Origin of the sequence: Rivularia sp. PCC 7116 (genome assembly GCF_000316665.1) — a bacterium.
Lineage (GTDB): Bacteria > Cyanobacteriota > Cyanobacteriia > Cyanobacteriales > Nostocaceae > Rivularia.
In genome coordinates this window covers 6,548,443-6,569,798 of record NC_019678.1, presented here as the reverse complement: position 1 = coordinate 6,569,798, position 21,356 = coordinate 6,548,443, and the positions used below count along the sequence as shown (strand labels likewise).

22 protein-coding genes are annotated in these 21,356 nt (G+C 37.5%); 12 read left to right on the top strand and 10 right to left on the bottom strand.

The window, feature by feature from the left end:
- The first annotated feature begins 608 nt into the window (after positions 1-608).
- The gene (locus tag RIV7116_RS25320; protein WP_015121179.1) at positions 609-1,181 is read left to right on the top strand and encodes a hypothetical protein; all 573 of its coding nucleotides are present in this window, start codon (positions 609-611) and stop codon (positions 1,179-1,181) included.
- On the opposite strand, the gene RIV7116_RS25315 is transcribed toward RIV7116_RS25320, so the two are convergent.
- Positions 1,178-1,798, bottom strand: coding sequence for a bifunctional 2-polyprenyl-6-hydroxyphenol methylase/3-demethylubiquinol 3-O-methyltransferase UbiG (locus RIV7116_RS25315; RefSeq protein WP_015121178.1), 621 nt, complete (start codon positions 1,796-1,798; stop codon positions 1,178-1,180). The two genes, RIV7116_RS25320 and RIV7116_RS25315, sit on opposite strands and share 4 nt — an antisense overlap.
- Positions 1,799-1,951: 153 nt before the next feature.
- On the bottom strand, positions 1,952-2,554 hold the full coding sequence (locus RIV7116_RS25310; protein ID WP_015121177.1) for a glutathione S-transferase family protein: 603 nt from the start codon (positions 2,552-2,554) through the stop codon (positions 1,952-1,954).
- 105 nt (positions 2,555-2,659) lie between these two features.
- Here RIV7116_RS25310 and RIV7116_RS25305 point away from each other — a divergent pair, with 105 nt between their 5' ends.
- Complete coding sequence (locus RIV7116_RS25305; RefSeq protein WP_015121176.1) at positions 2,660-3,202, top strand: TetR/AcrR family transcriptional regulator; 543 nt, start codon at positions 2,660-2,662, stop codon at positions 3,200-3,202.
- Between the two features lie 247 nt (positions 3,203-3,449).
- On the opposite strand, the gene RIV7116_RS25300 is transcribed toward RIV7116_RS25305, so the two are convergent.
- Positions 3,450-4,022, bottom strand: a complete 573-nt coding sequence (locus tag RIV7116_RS25300) for an RNA polymerase sigma factor (RefSeq protein WP_015121175.1) — start codon at positions 4,020-4,022, stop codon at positions 3,450-3,452.
- Positions 4,023-4,324: 302 nt separating this feature from the next.
- On the opposite strand from RIV7116_RS25300, the gene RIV7116_RS25295 reads away from it, so the two are divergent.
- The gene (locus tag RIV7116_RS25295) at positions 4,325-4,639 is read left to right on the top strand and encodes a hypothetical protein (RefSeq protein ID WP_015121174.1); all 315 of its coding nucleotides are present in this window, start codon (positions 4,325-4,327) and stop codon (positions 4,637-4,639) included.
- Between the two features lie 75 nt (positions 4,640-4,714).
- On the opposite strand, the gene RIV7116_RS36050 is transcribed toward RIV7116_RS25295, so the two are convergent.
- On the bottom strand, positions 4,715-4,861 hold the full coding sequence (locus tag RIV7116_RS36050) for a hypothetical protein (RefSeq protein ID WP_015121173.1): 147 nt from the start codon (positions 4,859-4,861) through the stop codon (positions 4,715-4,717).
- 404 nt (positions 4,862-5,265) lie between these two features.
- Between RIV7116_RS36050 and RIV7116_RS25290 the strand changes: the two genes are divergently transcribed.
- The 3 genes from RIV7116_RS25290 (at position 5,266) to RIV7116_RS25280 (ending at position 7,066) form a co-directional block, all read left to right on the top strand.
- A complete protein-coding gene (locus RIV7116_RS25290) occupies positions 5,266-5,520 on the top strand; it encodes a hypothetical protein (protein WP_015121172.1) in 255 nt (84 codons plus the stop codon).
- Positions 5,517-5,855, top strand: coding sequence for a type II toxin-antitoxin system RelE/ParE family toxin (locus RIV7116_RS25285; RefSeq protein ID WP_015121171.1), 339 nt, complete (start codon positions 5,517-5,519; stop codon positions 5,853-5,855). The genes RIV7116_RS25290 and RIV7116_RS25285 overlap by 4 nt, the downstream gene beginning before the upstream one ends.
- 314 nt (positions 5,856-6,169) lie before the next feature.
- Complete coding sequence (locus tag RIV7116_RS25280; protein ID WP_015121170.1) at positions 6,170-7,066, top strand: hypothetical protein; 897 nt, start codon at positions 6,170-6,172, stop codon at positions 7,064-7,066.
- Here the strand turns inward: RIV7116_RS25280 and RIV7116_RS25275 are convergent.
- Positions 7,063-8,526, bottom strand: a complete 1,464-nt coding sequence (locus tag RIV7116_RS25275) for a pentapeptide repeat-containing protein (protein WP_015121169.1) — start codon at positions 8,524-8,526, stop codon at positions 7,063-7,065. The two genes, RIV7116_RS25280 and RIV7116_RS25275, sit on opposite strands and share 4 nt — an antisense overlap.
- Positions 8,527-8,683: 157 nt before the next feature.
- Between RIV7116_RS25275 and RIV7116_RS25270 the strand changes: the two genes are divergently transcribed.
- Positions 8,684-8,953: a hypothetical protein gene (locus tag RIV7116_RS25270; protein ID WP_015121168.1), complete on the top strand. Its 270-nt coding sequence runs from the start codon at positions 8,684-8,686 to the stop codon at positions 8,951-8,953.
- 404 nt (positions 8,954-9,357) lie between these two features.
- Positions 9,358-12,186: a tetratricopeptide repeat protein gene (locus RIV7116_RS25265; protein WP_052330851.1), complete on the top strand. Its 2,829-nt coding sequence runs from the start codon at positions 9,358-9,360 to the stop codon at positions 12,184-12,186.
- Positions 12,187-12,551: 365 nt separating this feature from the next.
- Here RIV7116_RS25265 and RIV7116_RS25260 read toward each other — a convergent pair whose 3' ends face one another.
- Positions 12,552-12,797 (bottom strand): hypothetical protein, encoded by a 246-nt coding sequence (locus RIV7116_RS25260; protein ID WP_015121166.1) that lies wholly within the window; start codon positions 12,795-12,797, stop codon positions 12,552-12,554.
- Between the two features lie 67 nt (positions 12,798-12,864).
- Here RIV7116_RS25260 and RIV7116_RS25255 point away from each other — a divergent pair, with 67 nt between their 5' ends.
- The gene (locus RIV7116_RS25255) at positions 12,865-13,977 is read left to right on the top strand and encodes an IS630 family transposase (RefSeq protein ID WP_015117034.1); all 1,113 of its coding nucleotides are present in this window, start codon (positions 12,865-12,867) and stop codon (positions 13,975-13,977) included.
- On the opposite strand, the gene RIV7116_RS25250 is transcribed toward RIV7116_RS25255, so the two are convergent.
- Positions 13,974-14,288 carry a hypothetical protein gene (locus RIV7116_RS25250; RefSeq protein ID WP_015121165.1) on the bottom strand — a complete coding sequence of 105 codons (315 nt, stop codon included), beginning with the start codon at positions 14,286-14,288 and terminating at the stop codon, positions 13,974-13,976. The two genes, RIV7116_RS25255 and RIV7116_RS25250, sit on opposite strands and share 4 nt — an antisense overlap.
- 31 nt (positions 14,289-14,319) lie before the next feature.
- Complete coding sequence (locus RIV7116_RS25245) at positions 14,320-14,949, bottom strand: hypothetical protein (protein WP_015121164.1); 630 nt, start codon at positions 14,947-14,949, stop codon at positions 14,320-14,322.
- A gap of 97 nt (positions 14,950-15,046) precedes the next feature.
- Between RIV7116_RS25245 and RIV7116_RS25240 the strand changes: the two genes are divergently transcribed.
- Positions 15,047-15,643, top strand: coding sequence for a TetR/AcrR family transcriptional regulator (locus tag RIV7116_RS25240; protein ID WP_015121163.1), 597 nt, complete (start codon positions 15,047-15,049; stop codon positions 15,641-15,643).
- Positions 15,644-16,264: 621 nt separating this feature from the next.
- Positions 16,265-17,023: an enhanced serine sensitivity protein SseB C-terminal domain-containing protein gene (locus RIV7116_RS25235; protein ID WP_015121162.1), complete on the top strand. Its 759-nt coding sequence runs from the start codon at positions 16,265-16,267 to the stop codon at positions 17,021-17,023.
- A gap of 418 nt (positions 17,024-17,441) precedes the next feature.
- Here the strand turns inward: RIV7116_RS25235 and RIV7116_RS37490 are convergent, their stop codons facing one another.
- Positions 17,442-19,913, bottom strand: a complete 2,472-nt coding sequence (locus tag RIV7116_RS37490; RefSeq protein WP_015121161.1) for a glycoside hydrolase family 9 protein — start codon at positions 19,911-19,913, stop codon at positions 17,442-17,444.
- Between the two features lie 368 nt (positions 19,914-20,281).
- On the opposite strand from RIV7116_RS37490, the gene RIV7116_RS25225 reads away from it, so the two are divergent.
- A complete protein-coding gene (locus tag RIV7116_RS25225) occupies positions 20,282-20,707 on the top strand; it encodes a thermonuclease family protein (RefSeq protein ID WP_015121160.1) in 426 nt (141 codons plus the stop codon).
- 93 nt (positions 20,708-20,800) lie between these two features.
- On the opposite strand, the gene RIV7116_RS25220 is transcribed toward RIV7116_RS25225, so the two are convergent.
- Positions 20,801-21,295, bottom strand: coding sequence for a hypothetical protein (locus tag RIV7116_RS25220; RefSeq protein WP_015121159.1), 495 nt, complete (start codon positions 21,293-21,295; stop codon positions 20,801-20,803).
- Positions 21,296-21,356 lie beyond the last annotated feature (61 nt).

Here is a 21,356-nt window from a genome sequence, read left to right as displayed (position 1 = left end):
AATCTCCGATCATCTCATCAAAAATCATCATATTCTCAAATAAAAAATCAGAAATCATCATCTGATAAATAAAACTTGCTGAAAATCCAAACTCAATTAAACTTCTGTATTCATATTCCGTTACAATTACTTTACCTTCATTTACATGAACATCACTATTGATACTATTCTCAATTATTTCACGAGATTACAGGAGTTTGAGCCAAAACGTGATATTGTTATTTTTAGGGGAGCAGTATTTATAGTTTTAGATTATTAGCTAAACAACCCTTTAATAAACAGCAATTGAATTGACTTCTGTATTACATGAGCTAAGAATCGTATTACATAGTTCAAACTTACTCTACTTAAAACTAGAAGTTTATATAAATAAATATAAAGTTCGTTGTGACTTTAAATACTTTTTTTGAGTCGCTGACATACTGTGATTGACAATTAAACAGTTCTGTGGATAAAAAATAAGACTATTTTCTTGATGCAAAGGAAGTAAAAGAAAAACAAGATATTTTACCTATATTAAATGTTGGAAATTGGCAAATAATTCTTGAAGATGTATTTAACTGGTTGAATTTAACAAGTAAATTAAATAAGTTTCCAACAAACTAATTATGATAAATAAATTGCAGCTACCAAATAAACTTCGTCAAAAAGTAGATAAAGAAGTTGAAATTGGGGAATCTATTAGATGGATTGGGCAGCCCGTACCTCGTTTTTTAACAGCATCTTCTATAGGCAGTTTTTTATTCGCTATTCCTTGGACGGCTTTTGCCGTATTTTGGATGTTGATGGCATCAACGGCTAGCATTTTGTTTGCTCTTTTCGGTATACCTTTTGTGCTTGTTGGTTTCGGGATGTTGTCTAGTCCTATATGGTTAAGGCTCTCAGCACGAAATACAGCTTATTTAATTACAAATAAACGAGCTATATCTATTTCTATTCCAGTTACCTCCTTTGGTAATATCCTGTCTACCACTATCAGAAGTTATCCACCTTCCGAGTTAAAAAATATATATCGGAAAGAGCGAGCAGATGGTACGGGTGATGTGGTTATGGCAGTTCAACAAAGCACCAAATATGTCAACAATCGTAGAAATCACACAACCGAGGAAATAGGATTCATGGGAATTCGCAATCCGCAAGAAGTTGAGAAAATGTTAAGACAGTTAGCTCAAGATGATTAAGATTTTGACTGAAAACGATATTCAATTCTCAAACGTTTGGGAAATCTACTATTCTTCTCCGAATAACTATTACGGTTAATTTCTGATAATCCCAACTGCTGAAAATAATCTACTTCTTCCAAAGATAAAGGATAAGGTGGTCCACTTGGTTCTTCGGGAGTATCGCGAGTCACGGTCACAACTAATAATGTACCTTCGGGGGCAACGAATTGAGCAACGGCTTCCATTGTTTGCTCGCGCACTTTTAAAGGTAGGGATTGAATTGTTCTCGCTTCAAAAACGAAATCAAAGTTTCCTATCCAGTTGTGACTAGAATCTAAATCAAATAAATCGGCAACAACATAGTTAACAGAAGAATTGGGAAACCTTTGTTTACACCAATCTATTGCCGTAGAAGAAATATCAAAAGCAGTTACATTAAAACCTTTTTCAGCCAAGATTTCTGCATCGTCTCCCAATCCGCATCCTATAACTAAAGCTTTAGCATTTTTCTCAATTTCTGAATGTTGGTTTAACCAATCTTTGAGATAGGCATTTGCTGTCATATTTGCCCAAGGTACTTGATTGGAATCTCCTTTGGCTTTTATATATATGTTGTCGAACCAGTTTTGAGTCATTTCAATTTTGGATTATTCTATTTTTTTTCGGAAGATTACTTATTAAAAAACCGCAGAGACACGGAGGACACAGAGGTAAGAAGTAAAAAGAGATATTGCTTTTATGCCTGTTACACCTTGCCTTTGAGTGGCATATTAACTTGTGACTATAGCTTACTTGCTTATTCCGGGCATTTCAATAAAGTTGGGCAATTTTTTAATGCGATCGCACCATTGATTTATGGCAGGATATTTATCTAACATCACACCACCTTCTGGCGCTAAGGCAATATAGGGAAAGCAAGCAATATCGGCAATTGTAGGATAATCTAAGGCCAACCATTGATTTTTAGTTGTAGTTAAATGCTTTTCGATAAGATTTAAAATTGATTCTGCTTTTTGTTGTGCTGCATCCAAGTTAATCGCAAAACCAAACTTTTTGTTTAATCTAGCATCATTAGGACCGCGAGCAATTTCGTTGGCTGCTGTTGATAACCATTGAGTTACTAATGCCATGTTTTTCGCATCGTTAGGAAACCAATCTCCACCATATTTTCTTGCCAGATAAACTAAAATCGCTTGGGAATCTCTCAAAATTAAATCGCCATCTTCCAATACCGGAATTTCTCCCCAAGGATTTAACTGTAAAAATTCTGGCGATTTGTGTTCTCCAGACATAAAATCAACGGGCACAAGTTCGTATTTGATATCCAGCAAGGATAAAAATAAACGTACTTTATAGCAATTCCCGGAAAGCTCTAAATCATATAGTTTCATTGTTATTCCCTCGCTAATCATTGTACCGAACGTTTGGTTCAGTGATATTAATGACTGTACCGATTGTTCGGTAGAATGTCAACACAGCCAAAATATAATTTTTCAATGTCCAAAGAAGAAGCGATAGTCAAATTAATTCCAGCATTTAGGAAATATGGTTATGAAGGTGCGAGTTTAACCTTGCTTTCCAAAGCGACTGGATTGGGAAAAGCGAGTCTTTACCATTACTTTCCCGGTGGTAAATCGGAAATGGCTGCTGCTGTGTTTGAGTATGTGGATAGTGATTTTAGTAAGTCAGTGTTGAAGACTTTGCAGCGAGATGGTGAGCCTATAGTAAAAATTCAAGCAGCTTGCTTACGTCTGCGACAATTTTATAATTCTGGGAGAAATTCTTGTTTTTTAGCGATTATGTCCTTTGGTGAAGCGGATAAATTGTTTCACGATAAAGTAAAAGCGAGATTGGAATTGGTGATTGATAGTTTAGCGAAAGTTTTGGTGGAAGCGGGGATTGAGAAAGACATTGCCACAATCAGGGCACAAGACGCGATCGCGCAAATTCAAGGAGCGTTGGTATTGGTAAGAATTTTGGATGATACCGAACCTTTTGAAAGAGTTATTGAGGGTTTGCCGGGAAGGTTGTTGGGTTAATTTTTTCTAGTCAAGTTTATTTGAATCGCTTGCAACACCAAGCGAAATATTGTTTATTTTGATTGCTGTAATTACATCTAGAAAGGTATGACGATAACCCAAAGTGTTTGCCTAACAAGCTTTTGGTATATCTTCTGAAATGATAGTCTACTAAAAAATTATTTTTAGCAAATCAACACCAGCATTCGTGACGAGTTAAGGCTGTAAACGTATAACGTTAACTTGTCAGGAATGGGTGAAATAAAGGCTAAACATTCTGAGGATAGAGTGAATGATAAATTTCGCGAAGATGTTTTAAAGCTCTTTCCTTACGCTTTCTCAATGCTGCTTCGTTTTTAAATCTAATACCCCTGTCTTCTAGAACTTGAATAATTTCTTTCCATTTTAATTTTTCTATTATTTTTAATCTCAGAATTTCTTTTTCCTCTTCATCTAATTTTTCAAATGCTAATAATACCCTTTCTAAATCTTCGTTAACGTCCTTAAAATCAAGTAGACTGCAATCTGTAGGAGGTTCTATTCTTTCTTCTTCGAGTTGACAAATTCTATTACGTTGTCTGCTATATTCTCGAATTATGTTGTAAGATGTGGATCTAATCCAGGGAATAGGGTTTTCAATGTATTCTCCTTTCTCAATTTGTTTCACACCACGTACATATGCTTCGATTAGGATTTCAGTGACAGTAAAACTACGTGATAGGTTAAACTGAGCAAGGCTACGTAGGATAAAACCCAGCATTGAATGAGCAGAAGAACTACCAGGAAACAGCAGCGTCTCAAACTCTGCATCAAATGCTTGGCGAGAATTATAGATTACCATCCAATCCTCCAGTTGAGTAAATAAGGCACAATTGAGCTTTTATTCATACTGCATCAATTAACTGTACCTTTTAGTGTAAAAAATAAAGATTTTGTGACATTTACTTAATTAGAGTCACAAAAACTACTAGTACATCACTAAATAGAGATAGTCACAAAAGCCTTATTTATTCACACTTATTAGGAGGTTAAATAGAACCAAATATGTTCTATTTTTTTACCATTAAGATACTGCACTTTGTAAATAAGTCGTTACTTATTAGACGGTGTAAGTCTGAACAGAATTTGGTGAGGAGCTAAAAAATGATTGATTTATCAAAGATAAAATTAATGAATAGTCAAAAACTACCTTTAACTCGCAAGCAAAAACAAATTATTCAAGAATATTGCTATTTAGCGGCTCTAAAAACTTTATCGGAAGAGCAGTCTGAGCAAATGTCGAAAATACTCGAAATTGCGATAGGTGATGAAGTAATTGACTTTCTCATTGGTGAAGCCGACCATTTTATTGGTCATAAGTTTAATATCATTGATGAAACTGCATGTAAAAATCATCAAGCTAATTTAAAAGAGCGTATTGTACTGGAAAAACCAGAGGCTGATAAAATTACTTCGTGAAAGCATTCGAGAAGGCAAGTTTTTAATTGGTAGAGCGTTTATTGATTGCGCTCTATCAATTATTCGGATGAATTATTACAATGCGATGATGACTATTAGTGCTATCAGTGTGAGGCAATAAGAAGTAAACATTAAATAAGCAACAACTGCTGCCATACCTTCATGTTTCTGCTCTTTGATATTGCCAATTTTTTCCAGGAATAAGCTAAATATTTGAAGCATTTTAACTAATCCAATTATGTTGTGCTTTAACTATTAGTGATAAATACTCATAGTTTGTGACTCGATCAAATTGACGCTCTAGATTGCACGGTTTGTATTTAGTATTTTGTTCGGGGTGTGGATTTTTGAAATATGGTTTTCATAAGTTCCGATTTGGATGATTAACAAACCCGGTTTTTTGAAAAACCGGGTTTTTAAGGAATTAAATTTGTTTAAGACGATGGGTGTATATAGACTTATTACACGAGCTAAATTTTTGATTGTAAAAAATGGATTTTAGTTAGTAGGTTGAGAAACCGTCTTCGCAGCGTGTCCGATAAGACATAGGGCATAATCTAACCTACAACTGGTGTTTCTGACACTTTCGCTATAATAAAACCAGTATCCCACAGAGAAAATCAACAATGTCCATTACGCTCGATCTGCCACCGAAAATTGAGGCACTGTTGCGACAGCGTGCTGAAAGTACTGGACAAGATATTTCGCAAATGGCACTCTTTGTTCTGGCTTTGGGGCTGAGTTTAGACGACCAAGATTTTTTCGAGGCTTTGAAAGGAATTCAACGCGGGCTTGATGATTTTGAGCAAGGACAATCTTCGAGTTTAGAGGATTTTATTGCCGAGCAAAATCAAAAATATGGATTGTCTCTTGAAGCATGACATACCGCATTGATTTTTCTAGCATCGCCAAAGCTGAAGCCGACGCAGCATTTTTAAATTTTTCTCAGTTTACCACGGCCGAACGCGCCCAAATTTGGTACCAAGGGCTGATTAACGCCATCGTTTCTCTTCAAGAAATGCCTCGGCGCTGTGCGATCGCTCGTGAAGATGCCTTTTTTAGCCAAGAAATTCGTCAACTTCTCTACGGACAAGGAAAACAAACTTACCGGATTCTATTTACGATTCTTGATGAGCAGCCAGCCGCAACTGTGAGAATTCTTCATATTCGTCATGCGTCACAGCAGACAATTGGTGAACCGGAAGTAGAGGATTAAGTGGATTCCTCGCAGTTTGATTTTTTTATATTCTCCACTTATATAAGACTCATGGTTATCTCAACTTTATAATGTTTCTTTGGTGGGAAACAAGAATGTATAAACTATCCTAATTATCTTAATTATTGTTGTAGCTTCTCTAATCTCGATAATTAGAGCAACTTCACTTATAGATTTTTCTCCTTACCCAGTGCAAAATTTCGATTCACGTTTTATTATTTATGGGCAACTTAACAAATCAAAAAAGTAAGTCTCGCAACAATAACTAACAACGTATTTGATTTTGCTAATGAACCTTAATCAAAATTTATAAAATGAAAGGATTCGGATTTCAAAAAGAAAAACGTCTGATTACCAAGATAATCAGTAGTCATAATTCAGAAGCGTATGAAAAGTTTATAAGAAAACTGTGTTTAAAATTGGGAGCAGAGCGCACAACAGATTTAGTAATCAATGAAGTTTTGCCTACGCTACCGTCAGAGGATTTTAAGTGGTGTTATAAAACTATGTTAGGTCAGTCAGGGTACGAGCGCATGATGCAAGAAGCATCAAAGACTCTTTATCAAGTGCTTGTTGAAAAGGGGTACACACCAGGCAAAGATTTCAGCGTTCATCCGCAAGGAGGAATCATACTTAGTGACAATGCCACCGAAGCACTTTTGGCTGATGTTCCAGAAGATTTTAGAGCCAAAGCTCGGACAGAATTGAAAGTAGCCACAATGCCTAGTGCCTTAGATGCTTTAGAAAAACATTTAGGTGTGCCATTCCTTGAGCGGTTGCAACAACGAGTAAGTACTCGCTTAACAACCTTGACTGATACTGAAGCTGCTGCATACTTGGCTGTGATGGCAAGCGGATTTGAAGATAGAACCCAGATTGAACTATTTCCTATCCTACTCAACTATGTAGCACAAGCCCATCCAGATAGAATTCAGGGAATTATAGACGCGATGGAAAAACCTGACGATTTGGATAGTTCACAACCAACTCATAAGATAATGCTTGATTTAATCTGTGCTGCTGGCGGAGAAAACGAATTGAAACCTCACCCCGAACATCCTGATGACCCAGATGAAGGTCTTATTAGCCGTTGCGGGATGGAAATTTTTGCTCAGGTATGGCAGGGCGATCGCCTTTCGGGTTATGAGATTATCGCTGCGTTTGATGCGGCAATGAAGAAATATCAGGAAGAGCAAGGACAGCAATCCTAATAGCGAGCCAAGGCTCCAGAGCGATCGCCTGGAGAATCGTTAAAAATAGCGCCTCCGTTCTCCAGATCGCATTCCATATCTTTAGGAAGGTCAATATTATCTCCGAAGATAGCGCCCTTTACTTTTACTCTGCTAAGATTAGTGCCGCTCATTTTTGCTCCAATTAAGTTAGCATTACTCAAATCAGCATCACTTAAATTTGCACCACTTAAGTCAGCATTTTCTAGGAAGGCACCGCTTAAATCTACATTACTCAAATTGGTATTTCTCAAGTCAGCACTTCTCAGGTCAACATTTCTTAAGTTTTGAAATACAGCATCAAAATTTACAATTGTCCAGACAAGAAACCATTTATTATCAAGCTTTGTTTTGTTATTAATTTTTGTACCCTTTAAGTTAGCAGCACTCAAGTCGGCATCACTCAAATCAGCATCATTGAGATCGGCATAACTTAGGTCAACAGCACTTAGGTCGGCACTACTTAAATTAGCCCCACTTAGGAATGCATTATTTAGTTCGGCATAGCTTAAATCGGCATAGCTTAAATCGGCACCACTGAGGTCGATAAATATTAAATTGGCACCACTTAAGTCTGTACCGTTCAAGTTCGCACTGCTTAAGCGGCTAGCCTTCAGGTCGGTAAAGGTTAAGTCTGCGCCACTAAGGTCTGCGCCACTAAGATCGGCATAGCTTAAATCGGCATAGCTTAAATCGGCACCACTAAGGTCTGCATCACTCAAATCAATACCTCTCAAATCTCGTTCTTGAATTGGCTGAGTGACTATTTCTTGTACCAAACTCCATTTGTCTACTGCTTCGTTACTTAGGCGATCGCCTGAACTTTCGCCCAAAATTTGAAAGTTTGTAACAGGAAAGCCATTTACTTCCGTTATTTCTCCCGATTGTATGCGCTCTACAAGCCTTTCAATATCTTGTTGAGAACCTTCTATAGTTAACTTGATACTGCCTTCTTGAATATCAATAACTTTTATAGTGTCTCCCGAATGTTCTCGTAAAATTAATTCGAGAATTTTAAAATTACTAACTGAATTAATATCACCTTCTAATGTAATTTGAACTTTAATTGTTTCACTTTTTTTATCTATCACAGTTACTTGACGGCGGCTAGTCATTTCTACTTCCACCTCTTTATTAATCATTGAGCCACTGCAAGCAGTTTTTTCAAAGGATTCTAATTGCTTTTTTTCTCGTAATTCCGCGATTTCTCCCCATTCTAATGTTAATGCATCGCATATTCTTTTAAAAGAATCAAGCTGAATTGGTTGATGATTAAAAAATTTTGTAACTGTAGTGCGAGATATTAATTGTGACTTTGCAAAATTACTTTTTGACTCAAACCCTAGCCTTTTTAAAGCCCTCTCTGCTTCTTCTATACCTTCATTAGAGGCAGTATAAGTTATTTTCTGCTTTTTTCTGCCGTTGAGGTTAAGGTCTGTCATAATATTGCAGCTATCTATCGTAATTAGTTACACAATCAAAACGTGGTCATAAAGCAATCATACGTAAATCATAAGTTGTTTACAAGACAATCATTGAGCAGTCAATATCTTGATTTAACGGAGTGATATTAGAGATGTAGTCAACACGGTTTAATCAATGAACTTTCAATCTCAATCTTCAATAGAATTAAGCATTACTCAAGAGCGCTTACGCCAATCACGTTACAGCTTTAACCTTGCGATTGTTGCAACTACCGTGACTTTCTTTATAAGTTTAGTAGGTGCGGGAATATTTTTATCAAATAAGGTTCCACAAGGAACTGTAATTACTGCTGTTGGTTTGGTTTCAGGTGTACGATGTACTCAGCTTGCTAAAGATGCTAATGATAGACTTGATAAGATTTTGGTTGAAGAGAAAGAAAGTTAAAAGATAATCGCAAAATATGTTTATAGTAGCGCTTTGACATCAATATTGATTGGCGCTGTAAGCAAAGCTTTCTCGCAGAGTAGCGCAACTACGAACCTAAGAAGCATTTTTTAGAATGCGATCGCACTCCCATCAACCACTTTAAAATATCCCCAAAACCCAAAGATGGTGCGTGACGCTATTAACTACTTTGTAACCACCAACAAAAATTATCGAAGCGTCACACACCCTACAATTATTTTTCCGTGCCCAATCCCCAATGCCCCATGCCCAATCCCCAATTCCCACACAACAGTCAAAACCCGCTATCATATAGGCGTTAACTAATTACCAACAGACAAGGGAAGGGAGTTGTGAAAGGCTTTAATTCAAAGGTATTTGCTTGGGTTTCGTTCGGCAATATAATGTTATCAACCCTTTTGTTGTCTGTTGGGGTAGAGGCTGCGAAACCTACTAATAATTATATTGTTGCTCAAGCGTCAACGGAGCAGCAAATTGAACGGTTGGAGCAACAGCAGCAAAATACTAATCAATATATTGAACAAACTACTTTTCTCTTCAGTTTATTTCTCGCTACCTTAGTCGTATTAATGATTGGGGTGATTATTTCTATATTTTTGTTAAGACGTGCGGTGTTTCGGGAAGTTACAAATTTAGTAACTGCACGTTTTAAGGAGTTGGGTGATTTAGAAGCTAAAATTGCTAGTGCTAATAAAAAGGTACAAAAACTCATTGAAGAAGCGGAAGGTACTGTTGATGAGTTGAACCAAGAAGCTAAGGTTTTAAGTGAAGATATTGGTAGCAAGCAAGAAGGTTTATCAGTTTTAGTTTCCGATTTATCTGCGTCGAAGCAACAAGCTTTGTCGGAAATTGAATCGCAGATTGCTGTATTTAGGGAAGCTTTGAATAAGTTGGATACGGAATTTACTGGTAAGCTATCGGAAGTTCAAGCTAATGCTCAGCAACAAGGTAATGCGATAATTCAAAATTTGGAAAGGTTGAGTGGTGAGTTTGTTCCCCAAATGCAGGGGTTGCAGTCGGATGTTTTGCAGCAGAAGGATGATGTGGTTGAAAATCTCAAGCAGTCGCAGGTTGATTTTATCGGCGAGTTAAAGGAACTTCAATCGGTTGCGGAGCAGCAGCGAGATTTAATTTTAGTTTCCTTGCAAAGCCTTTCTGCGGAGTTTAAACCTAAATTAAATGTTCTGGAAGCGGATTTACAGCAACATAAGGATTTAACAGTACAAAATATCAAACAATCGCAAGCCGATTTTACAACCGAGTTGCAGCAGCTACAATCGGCGACTCAAGCCCAGCAACAGCAAATTTTACAGAATTTACAGCAGCAAGAAGCGAATTTTGCTCCTCAACTGTCGGCGATTTTGACTCACGTACAAAGTCAGAAGGATGCGATTATCGAGAATTTAAAACTTTCCGAAAATCAGTTTGCTTCTACGGTTTCTCAACTACATACCGATTTACAAACCCAAAAAGACGGTACTTTACAAAGATTTGCCGGTACCGAATCCGAATTCAGCAATCAATTATCTCAGCTTCAGCAAGATGCTCAAAAACAGCGAGATGCTATTTTACAGAGTTTACAAAAATTAGAAACCGATTTTGCTCCGCGACTTGATGATATTGAAACCGATGCCAGAGAAAAAGCTGGACAATATAGGGATGAAACGCTACAAAATCTCGAAAAATTGCGTTCGGAAATTAGTGTTGAATTGAAACAAGCGCAAAACTTGATTGAGCAGCAAGTTAATTCAACTCAAAATAATATAGTTAATTTAGAAACTTCCGTTGCTGCAAAACTTCAAGAATCACAATCGGGAATTCAAGAGCAAAGGCAAGAAACCCTACAAAGTTTATCGCAGTTGGAAACTGATTTAACCGCAAAATTTGCTCTTTTACAATCTGAAGTACAAGTGCGTAAGGATTCCGCTTACGAATTATTGCAGAATTTAGAAAAAGAAGCCAACAACAAAATTTCAACTTCTACCAACGGCATCGAATCTCAGCAAAATCAAACTTTAGAAAGCTTGCAAAAATTAGAAAAAACCGCTCAGGAACAACTTGCTGCTTTACAATCGGAAATTACCGCTCGTAAAGATTCTAGTTTAGATAAATTGGATAAATTGGAATCCACCTTAAGCGAACAATTAAAGTTAGTGCAATCGGATGCAGAAACTGAGAAGCAGCAGATACTACAAAAACTATCCGAAATTACACCCAGCGAAATAGCCTCCTCTGCCGTGAGCGAAATCTTGCAAAAGCTTGAAAAGGTAGTAGAACCGGTAGAAAAATTACAATCAAATCATCCCCAATTATTTGTCAATGTCGATGAATTTGTTACTCAAGGTGACGAGTTATTTGCAAGCGGAGATTATCAAGCAGCCATCGACGCTTATAATAAAGCCTTGGAAGTACAGCCAGAAAACGAAAAAGTTTGGTATCAGTTAGGTTTAAGTTTATGGGAATTGCAGCAATACGAAGATGCGATTCAGTGTTTTGACAAAGTATTGGAAATTAATCCCCAAGATGCCGATAGCTGGTACCATCGCGGTTTAGCCTTGATGGAATTGAAGCGTTATGAAGGTGCAATTTCCGCTTTTGGTAAAGTCGTGAAAAAGCAGCCAGATAACGAAAAGCTGTGGTTTGTCTTGGGAATGAGCTTGGGAAGAATCAAGCGTTACGAAGACGCGATCGCAGGTTTTGATCGAGCGTTGAAAATTAAGCCCGATTATTATCAAGCTTGGGTTGATAAAGGTGTAATCTTAGGTAAATTGCAGCGTCATGAAGATGCATTTCAAGCCTTTGATAAAGCCGTAGAAGTTGAGCCAACTAATGCAACCGCTTGGATGAATCGCGGCATGGCGTTAGAAATGTTGGAGCGTTACGATGATGCAGTAGTTTCCTTTGATAAAGCCATTACCTTGCATCCCACTCCTAAAGCTTATGATAAGCGGGGTTATGTTTTAATTGAATTAGAAAGAGATGAAGAATCATTAACTAGCTTCGATAAAGCCTTGGAAATTGACGAGAATTATGCTAGCGCTTATTACAACAAAGCCATTGCTTATAGTTATCAAGGAAAAGTTGATGAAGCGGTAGAAACTCTGCAAAAAGCAATTGCATTAAACGAGAAGTACAAAGAAGATGCTGTAAATGACCCAGATTTTGAAGCGATTGCAGAAGATGATAAATTTAAGGAATTGGTGAATGGGTAATTGGTAATTGGTAATTGGTAATTGGTAATTGTAGGGGAGGCAAATTGTGGTGTAGATTTTCTTCCCACAATATTGCCGTTGTGCCACGGCTTGAATAACTTTGGTAAGAAAGAGTTAATTTATTGATGCCGTGACGCACCATTCGATAATTTAAAATTATTGAAGAGAATATTAATTGTAGGTTGCGATCGCGATGCTTTGATAAATATGGTTTTTAATTAAGGAATAAGAAATAGCACCGTAACCCAACATTATCTATGGTTGTTTCAATTACTGGTGTTGGGTTACGACACGATTTAAATTTATCGTTTTTAATCAAATTAATTTCGTGTCTAACTCAACCTACAACCTACTAACTGGTATATTCAAACCCCCATAGCCGACTTGGTAGCAAAAGTAATAATGCTAATTGCTAATAAAACAATAGCAACAGCATAAGCAAACCGTCTTCGGGTAACTAAAGGTAGTGCGATCGCATCACTCTGATGGTTGAAAGTATTGGTTTCTCCAGACAACTTACTACTTTGAAAAATACTTTTTCCTGCTAACAGCATCAAAGGTAATGAAAGCACTATTCCCAGAATTTCAATATTTAAGAGTGCTGTAGGCATGGTAAGCTGCTACGCAGCTTGATTGTATAATACAAAAATCAGTAACGGGTGCGATCGCCATTTAGATATGCCAGCCAAAAATCATCTTTCTAAGGAGCAGAGAGAACGACTGCTAAAAGCCCTCAAAGAGTATGAGAACCCTTATGTAAGAGAAAAAATTCTAATTTTATTATTGATGAATGATGGAAAAACATATCAAGAGATTAGTGATTTTTTAAATATTGCATATGGAACAGTTGCATACTGGGCAGTTCATGGCGACCCAGACAACTTAGATAGTTTGTTAGATGGAAGAAGAGAGGGTAATTTCCGTAAAGCAACTAAAGAATATGAAGACTTATTATTAGAAATAGTTGATAAAGAACCGTCAGAGTATGGATATGAATTTGGTCGATGGACATCTGCTCGATTAGCAACTTATCTTGAAAAGTTAACAGGAATTAAGTTAAGTGGCTCTCAAGTCAGGAGAATATTATCAAGAAAAAAGTTCGTTTACCTGTGGGCAAAATATAGCTTGGAGGATAAACAAAATCCTGAGAAGCGTAAGATATTTAAAGAGAAATTATCCGAATATTTAAAAATAACAAAAGAAACCCCAGAACGTTTGCAGGTATGGTTTTGGGATGAAAGCGGATTCAGTTTGAGGGTTATAAGAAGAAAAACATGGGGTAAAAAAGGTCATAGAAAAAAAGTAACCGGTCAAAGAAGAAGAGGAAGAGTAAATATCATGGGAGGATTACGTTATCACGATAAAAAAAGAATGAATTTCGTCATCAAAAAAGGAGACGCGGATGTATTCTATGAACAACTTACTCTTTTGTATAGTTTTATTTTACAAGAATGGGTAGAAAAAGGAAATAAAATTGAATATTTTAATGATTATGCAGCTAAAATAGTGATTATTTTAGATAATGCCAGCTTTCATAAAAGAAAAGATATTTTAGAGAAAATTGAAAAAGAAATGCCAAATATAATTTTGGAATTCTTACCACCATATAGTCCAGATTATAATTTAATTGAATTAGTTTGGCACTCAGCGAAAGAATATATAGCTCATAGATTATTTGAATCAGTAGAACAGCTTGAAGAATTATTAAATAAATTGTTAAATCAAGGAGGTCTTATTATTAAGTGGGACCGCAAGATTAAAAATAAAGGTAACGCTGTTTATTCAATTTAGCTGCGTAGCAGCTTATCGGGAGAAACAGGAAATATACGAGCTAAATCCAAACCGTACACCAGAAAATAGGACACACCGCAAACCGCAGATATTATAGATGCCCAGTACTTTTGCTTCAAAACAAAATAGACGATTAATAGACTAATAATGCTCAGGGAAGTTAAGAAGGTATTAAATACTCCTAGAATAATCGGATTTATATGAGAAAAACTACGGGTTTCAATCGGTCCTCCGGGTACTAACACGCTTAGGGAAACGGATGATAAAGCCAAAAGTCCGGCAATCGCATATTTGTTAAAAGTTGTCATCATAATTTTCCCAAAATCAAAAATGTGGATGCATTCAATACTGCCTATCGACATCAGAGGAATACGGAATTTCTGCAAGTAAATGACTGACCAAAAGCTTCAACATCAAAAAAGGTAAGAACCACTCCAAACCTAGAGTTGGAGAAAATAGATAGCGATCGCCGAGCAAAGCTAATCCGTAAAACCCTAGCGCTATAGGACGCTGAAGATAAAGTGGCGAACGCAAAATCCCTATGGATGCTATCAGTAAATAAGCAGATACAACGATTAAAAACGCCCAATCGCTTTCCCGAAACAGCAAAGCAACCAAGCTGATATGTATCGTATGAGAAGCAACGAAAATCATATGTTGTTGCCACCCTTGTCCAGAACGGTGATACCAGCGTTTAGCAGAAGCAGTAGCATTGGTGAGAATACCACCAACACAATCAAACCCCAGCAGAACTATCAAACCAAGCTGTAGCCCTGTCCAGGAATCGGAGAGCGTGAGAGCATAAGCAGGTGCTGCGATTGCAGCTATGACTGCTGGTAAAAACTGCAGCCATAACTCAGCCGGGGTTGCTCCTGGTCCAATAAAGCGGTCTATTATACCTACCCAGCCAGAACGAGGAGTAGGACTATCGGTAAAGAGATTCTTGTAGTGTTGTCGCTGCGTTGTCTGCATTCTTTTACCTCATAACAGTTGTTATGCATATTTAGTATATAACAACTGTTATGATAGTTTGTCAAGAACTAGTAGTTGAAGAATTATTTGAGAATCTATGACCCAGGAAAAGCGTCGTCTTGAGGTATCGCAAGCAGCTTGGCAAGTAATTGTGCGGGAGGGGTTAGACCGTACTAGCATGAGGGCGATCGCGCAGGAAATGGGTTGTACGACAGGGGTTGTCACTCATTACTTTCGCAATAAGCAAGAGTTAATTTTGTTCGCTTTAAATCAGGTGACAGAAAAACTCAAAACTTTTATGGCAGAAGCAATTGATTCTGTTTCGGGAATAGAAAGATTAGTCACCATGCTCTCAGCATTTTTACCGTTAGATAGAGAGCGGCAAGATATACTGAGAGTCTGGGTAGCATTTTTAGGATATGCCGTTGGTCGGGAAAACCTGATGAGCGAACATCAGCAGAGCGCAGCACAACTGCGAGAGATGTTAGTAGAGGAGCTTGAAGGGTTGCAAGCAGCTAACTTATTGCGCCAGGATATAAAGCCTGGTATTGAAGCCAACGCTCTTCTAGCACTGGTAAATGGCGTTAGTCTTGACTGGCTGATTCAAGCCAATCGCCTAACAAGCGAAGAACAGCGATTGGTTATTGAGCGATATGTGAAGGAAATGCTAGTTGAGAATCCTGTATCAAATTAAAATAATTAGAAATTGTACCGTAACTCAACATTATCTGTGATTGTTTCAAATGATTGATGTTGGGTTAGGACACGATTTAAAGTTATCGTTTTTAATCAAATTAGTTTTGGTGCCTAACCCAACCTAAAAACTGTAAATGACCCCGATTTTGAAGCAATTGCCTTTATATGAGAAATTTAAGGGATTGGTGAATGGGTAATTGGTAATTGTAGGGGAGGCAAATTGTGGTGTAGATTTTCTTCCCACAATATTGCCGTTGTGCCACGGCTTGAATAACTTTGGTAAGAAAGAGTTAATTTGTTGATGCCGTGACGCACCATTCGATAATTTAAAATTATTGAAGAGAATAGTAATTGTAGGTTACGCTCGCAGTGCTTTGATAAATATGGTTTTTAGTTAAAGAATAAGAAATTGCACCTTAATCCAAAATTATTTGTGGTTGTTTCAAATTACTAATATTGGATTACGACAGAATTCAAACCAACCGTTTCTAAGCAAATTATTTTCCTGTCTAAACCAATATACGAAATAATTCGCAGGCGTAAGTATAATTTATAGACTATTTTAGTAAGTAAAATAAGCATTCTAAAGTATGCTTCAATATCTAAAATAATTAATTAAATGGAATTTAATCCTAGTAATCAATTAGAAGAACTTTTAGTTAAGGCAGCCAATGACCCGGTTGTTCGTAATGATTTTTACAAACTTATTTTGGAATCCGATATTTTCTTAGTACAACCCCCTAATTCAAAGCCAAGCTATGGTTCAAGAATTGCGGGTGAGCAAGAATCCATCTCAATCCAGTCTATGGAAATAAACGGTAATGTTTATTTACCATTTTTCAGTTCGTTTACAGCTTTGCAAAGAGCTATTAGGGAAGAATCAGATTATGTTAGTTTTAATGCCAGGACTTTCTTTGAGATGACTAAAGGACAAAAATTACTTTTAAATCCAAATAATGATTGTGGAAAAGAATTTACAGTCGAAGAAATTGCATCTCTTTTAGATGGGAGTATTTTTAACCAAGATTCAGCAAGGGAAGTCCAAAGTGGAACCGAAATAATGATTGGTCAGCCCGCAAATTATCCCAAGGCTTTGGTTGAGGTATTAAAAAATTATTTAACAAAGTTTAAATCGGTCAAATCCGCTTATCTTGCTCACTTTTTCGACCCATCATATGATGAAAAACCTCATACCCTTATAGCTATCGAAGATTATGGTGATTGGGATGCTGTGATTTCGGGTTTAGACTTGTGCATTCGCAACATTGAAATACCAGATCCACCCGTGGATTTCGTTAAAATTGATAGTTCTGAAAGTTATTTTTCTGATTACTTCAAAAATAACTGCGAACCATTCTACCGTAGAGGAACTGATTAACAACGCGCTCAGTAGGTTGGGTTAAGTGCTTTTATAAGTATGATTTTTTGACTAGTACTTCACCAAGAAAACTTTGCAGGATGTATCGTTAATACAGACAATTTTCTCTCCCCCCTCTTCCCTCTCTCCCCCCTCCTTTACCTCAGCCAATATTGGCTTGCTTGAGTACTAGTACTCTGCCACATAAGTAATGAGGGATAACAGAAATTTCCCTTTTAACAAGATAATCCTCTGAACTCTCTTCCTCCGCGCCCTCTGCGCTCTCTGCGGTTTTTTAAAAGAAAGTTTATAACTCCTCAAAATTAATGTGGTGTAGTACTAGTAAGTTAGAAATTGCACCGTAACCCAACATGAATAGAGTAATGTTGGATTACGACACTGCTAGAGAGCCTCCCCTACAAATCTAAAACTGTTACATCTAAGAGTCAGAAATTGGCAAGGAATCCGAAGAAAAGCTAATTTGGTTGATAATATCCTGCTCGCTTATAGCATCGGCATTGATACCATTAAAGCCAAACTCAAGGGATGAGCCTGGTGCAATGGAGGCATTCCAGCCCACATCTTGAATCAGATATTCGTTTCCTTCCTGACTTTCAATACTGCCATTCCAGATTTCTTTAATCTCAAAAGGAGTGTTCAATTCTAATTCCCAACCGTTTACAACTTCATTGCTGTTGTTGGTAATTTTTACATTGGCTGTAAAACCATTATTCCATTGATTTACTAGAGAGAAAACGACATTATCAATTGCTTCATTAGCTGAATCGGGATTACCACCACTAGTAATTGGATCGGTTGGATTGTTATCTGTATTGGAATTATCACCGCTACCAGTAATTGGATCGATTGGATTACTACTTTCATCAGGGTTATCGCTAGCAGTAGCTGGAACGATTGGATTACTATCGGTTAAACCAACCGCACTGCTAAGATTTCCCGTTCCATTAAGCTCTACATTATCAATAGCTAAATTGATATCACCAGAATAACTACCTTGGAAACCAAACTCAACTGATTCTCCTGACGCAATTAAACGGTTATAGCCGAGATTCTTGATGACATATTCGTTTCCTTCATCGCTTTCAATACTAGCGTCCCACGTGTTTTTTATCTCGAAAGGAGCATTAAATTCCAACTCCCAGCCATCAATAGCTTGATTGCTGTTGTTAGTAATTTTGATTTTGCCTGTAAAGCCATTATTCCATTGATTTACTACAGAGAATTGGACATCCTTTAATGTTCCGGTATCTCCATCGGGATTATCATTACCACCCGAATCATTGGGATTATCTCCACCGGGATTATCATTACCACCCGAATCGTTGGGATTATCTACGTCGGGATTATCATTACCACCCGAATCGTTGGGATTATCTACGTCGGGATTATCGTTACCACCCGAATCGTTGGGATTATCTACGTCGGGATTATCATTGCCACCCGAATCGTTGGGATTATCTACGTCGGGATTATCATTGCCACCCGAGTCGTTGGGATTAGTACTTCCATCAAGGTTAATACCAGGAATTTCAGTCAGTGCTTCCCCACCGAATTGCTCAGTCATGCGTGCTAGAGCGCCGGTAAAAGCTGCATTGTAGTCTAATGCAACTTCATTGGCGATATAGTCGGTACGCTTATCTTGATAAGCATCATCATTTGGTGCAGAGGGACCACCAACTAATGCACCGTAGAGAGTGTATTCATTAGAGTCAGAGTCACCGATATTAGTCGTACCAGAAGCTGCTCGGTGGTGAGGATTTTGGGGGTAGTTCTCACCAAAACCCACCATGTAACTAAAATTATTAGGATTGTCTCCTAAAATATAGTTAATCTGGCTTTCAGAAAACTCCGTGTATTTTCCTTGTTTATCGTTAACAGTGTCACCATAAACACCGGCTAAAAAAGCAGTATTTGCTGTATAGCGTAGCGAACCCCATTGATCCAACCAGGCTAAACCGCCAGCAGTTTTCTGGATGCCACCATTAGGATCTGCCCAGTTATCTAACCAAGCTTCTACATCCTGCTTGTATTGAGATTTATCTGTCAGTTGAGCTAATAGAATAGCAGTACCATAAGATTTTTCGTCCCAATTATGCGTCCAGCCAGGAGTAATACCTTTGTAGTAGTTTTGTGCTTTATCTAGGTATTGGCTATCCGTCTCGCCGTTTGCCTGAATCGCTTTGTGCAACCAAACTGCTCCCCAAGCCAGTTCATCTTCATAGCCGCTCCAAGAATTGTAGAAACTCCGAGTATTAGTGATGGAATCAGTGTATGCACCTTGATATTGCTCCGCAAATTCATAAAGCCCTTTAGCTTTCTCCAAGAGCTTATCGGCATAAGCTGCATCAGTAGAGCGGAAAGCAATGGAAGCAGAAGCTAATGCAGCAGCGCTTTCTGCGGTTAAATCCGAACCGGGGTTTTGTGCATCTACCTTAAAAGCTGGTCTAGGCATAGTCATGTCTTCAGGCGCTCCCCAGTAAGCATGGTCTATTTGACCGTTACCTACTTGCCCCCAGAAAACATCATCTGATGTAGTTGCAGTTCCTTTATCGTCGTATGCTTTAAGAAGATAGTCAGTTCCCCATCTGATATTCTCAAGGGTATTGTCAAACTGACCAACTTTCTTATAGCCCTCGGTATATTCGATTACGCCCCAGCCAAGCATCGTCATTGAGGCTGCCATCGGAAAGCCGAATTTAACATGGTCGCCTGCATCGTAGTATCCACCACTTAAATCGCGGTTGACATCGGCACCGTCATTAACAGCAGAATCATCGCGCCAAGAAATAACATAATCGTCGGGCAAATCTCCAGAACGCTGAACTAGGTAGAAAAGATTAGACTTTTGTAGAGCTTCACCGTAGTTGAATTTCGGTTGATTCTGATTCATCTTTAATTTCTTATTTCCTACAAAGGTTTTTACGCAGACGTTTATTAGAAGCCTCGAAAATTAAATGCCACAGATGCTTTCTGATAACGCTAACGATACAAATCCTAGTCAGTAAAATTTGAGCTAAAAAAAATCATACTCCCTGCCGGAATAACTCTATTCTATGAGGAGAATAGACAATCAGCCATCCTTAGTAACCTTCAATTTCTTTCAGAAGAATTCCGCATTTTTATGGAGAGAAATTTGATCGAAAATTTTAGAGGGTAATGGGAGTATAAAATCCCTGCGTCAAATATGAGTTAAACTTCACCAAATACGCAGTTATTAAAGTAACATGGTATTACTTATATTCTTTTTTAAAATAAAAAATGACTTCTTTAACAGAATTAATGTTGATACTCGCAACTGTGGTGGGTGTGGTAGATGGGGAAACCATTCGTGCAAAAAATGTCAGCGGGCAAGTAGCCACTGTAAAGATGGCTTGCATTCACATACCAACTCGAAAATCTCGTAGAGATGAAGCTAATCAAAGATTGAAACAACTTTTACCGAATGGTAATCCTATAGTTATTAGGTTTGCAGATACCTATAAGGAATCGCAAATTGTTGGGGAAGTATTTTTAAATAATAAATCGATAAATCTGCAAATGGTTAAAGAAGGTAAAGCTGTTGTAGATAAAACTTCTGTAGAGCAAAATTGTTATGAAAGCAGAATCCAGTATTTGGTAGCAGAAGCTAATGCTAAACAGCGAGGTTTGGGTTTATGGGAAAAATCCAGATACGTCATGAAGTGATGGAGTAATGGGTAATGGAGTGATGGGAATTTTTTCTTCTATAATCTATCCCCTCTCCCACCTCTTTCAAAATACATATTCTGCATTGAGATGCTAATTATTATGGTGGTAATAAAATGCAGTTCTGCTTTCGGGATGATAAAGCAATACGGAAAAGGTACCAGGTGAAATATTCTTATCTGAATAGCATTTATCTACGTCAAACTCTTGCGGATTCCACCACGAAAGTCTAATTTTTTCAGAGAGTATTATTTGGCAAGCCTTAGAATCTATAGGTTCTTCTTGAAGTTTATTTCTGTTATTTTTGGTTTCGACGATAAATTTCTCGATAAAGTCTGCTTTTGCATTAAAACGAGCGTAATAATTATAATCGTGCCAATAAGTAGAAGTTGCTACATAAGCATTAGAAATATTTCCTTTTGCAAACCTTATTTGTAGGCTTGATAGCGCTTGTTTACTTTCATATTCCTCTACATTCTCGGCAGAAAAGACGAAAATAATTAAACCATAAACGCCGATTGCTGAAATCATTGTAATTAAAGCAAAACCTATAATCAAATTTCTAACTATCTTTACTGCTTTAGTCATGGCGTATAGCTATAAGTATATTAATATACTATGCTATGATTTTTGCGGCTGTTTGAATGAG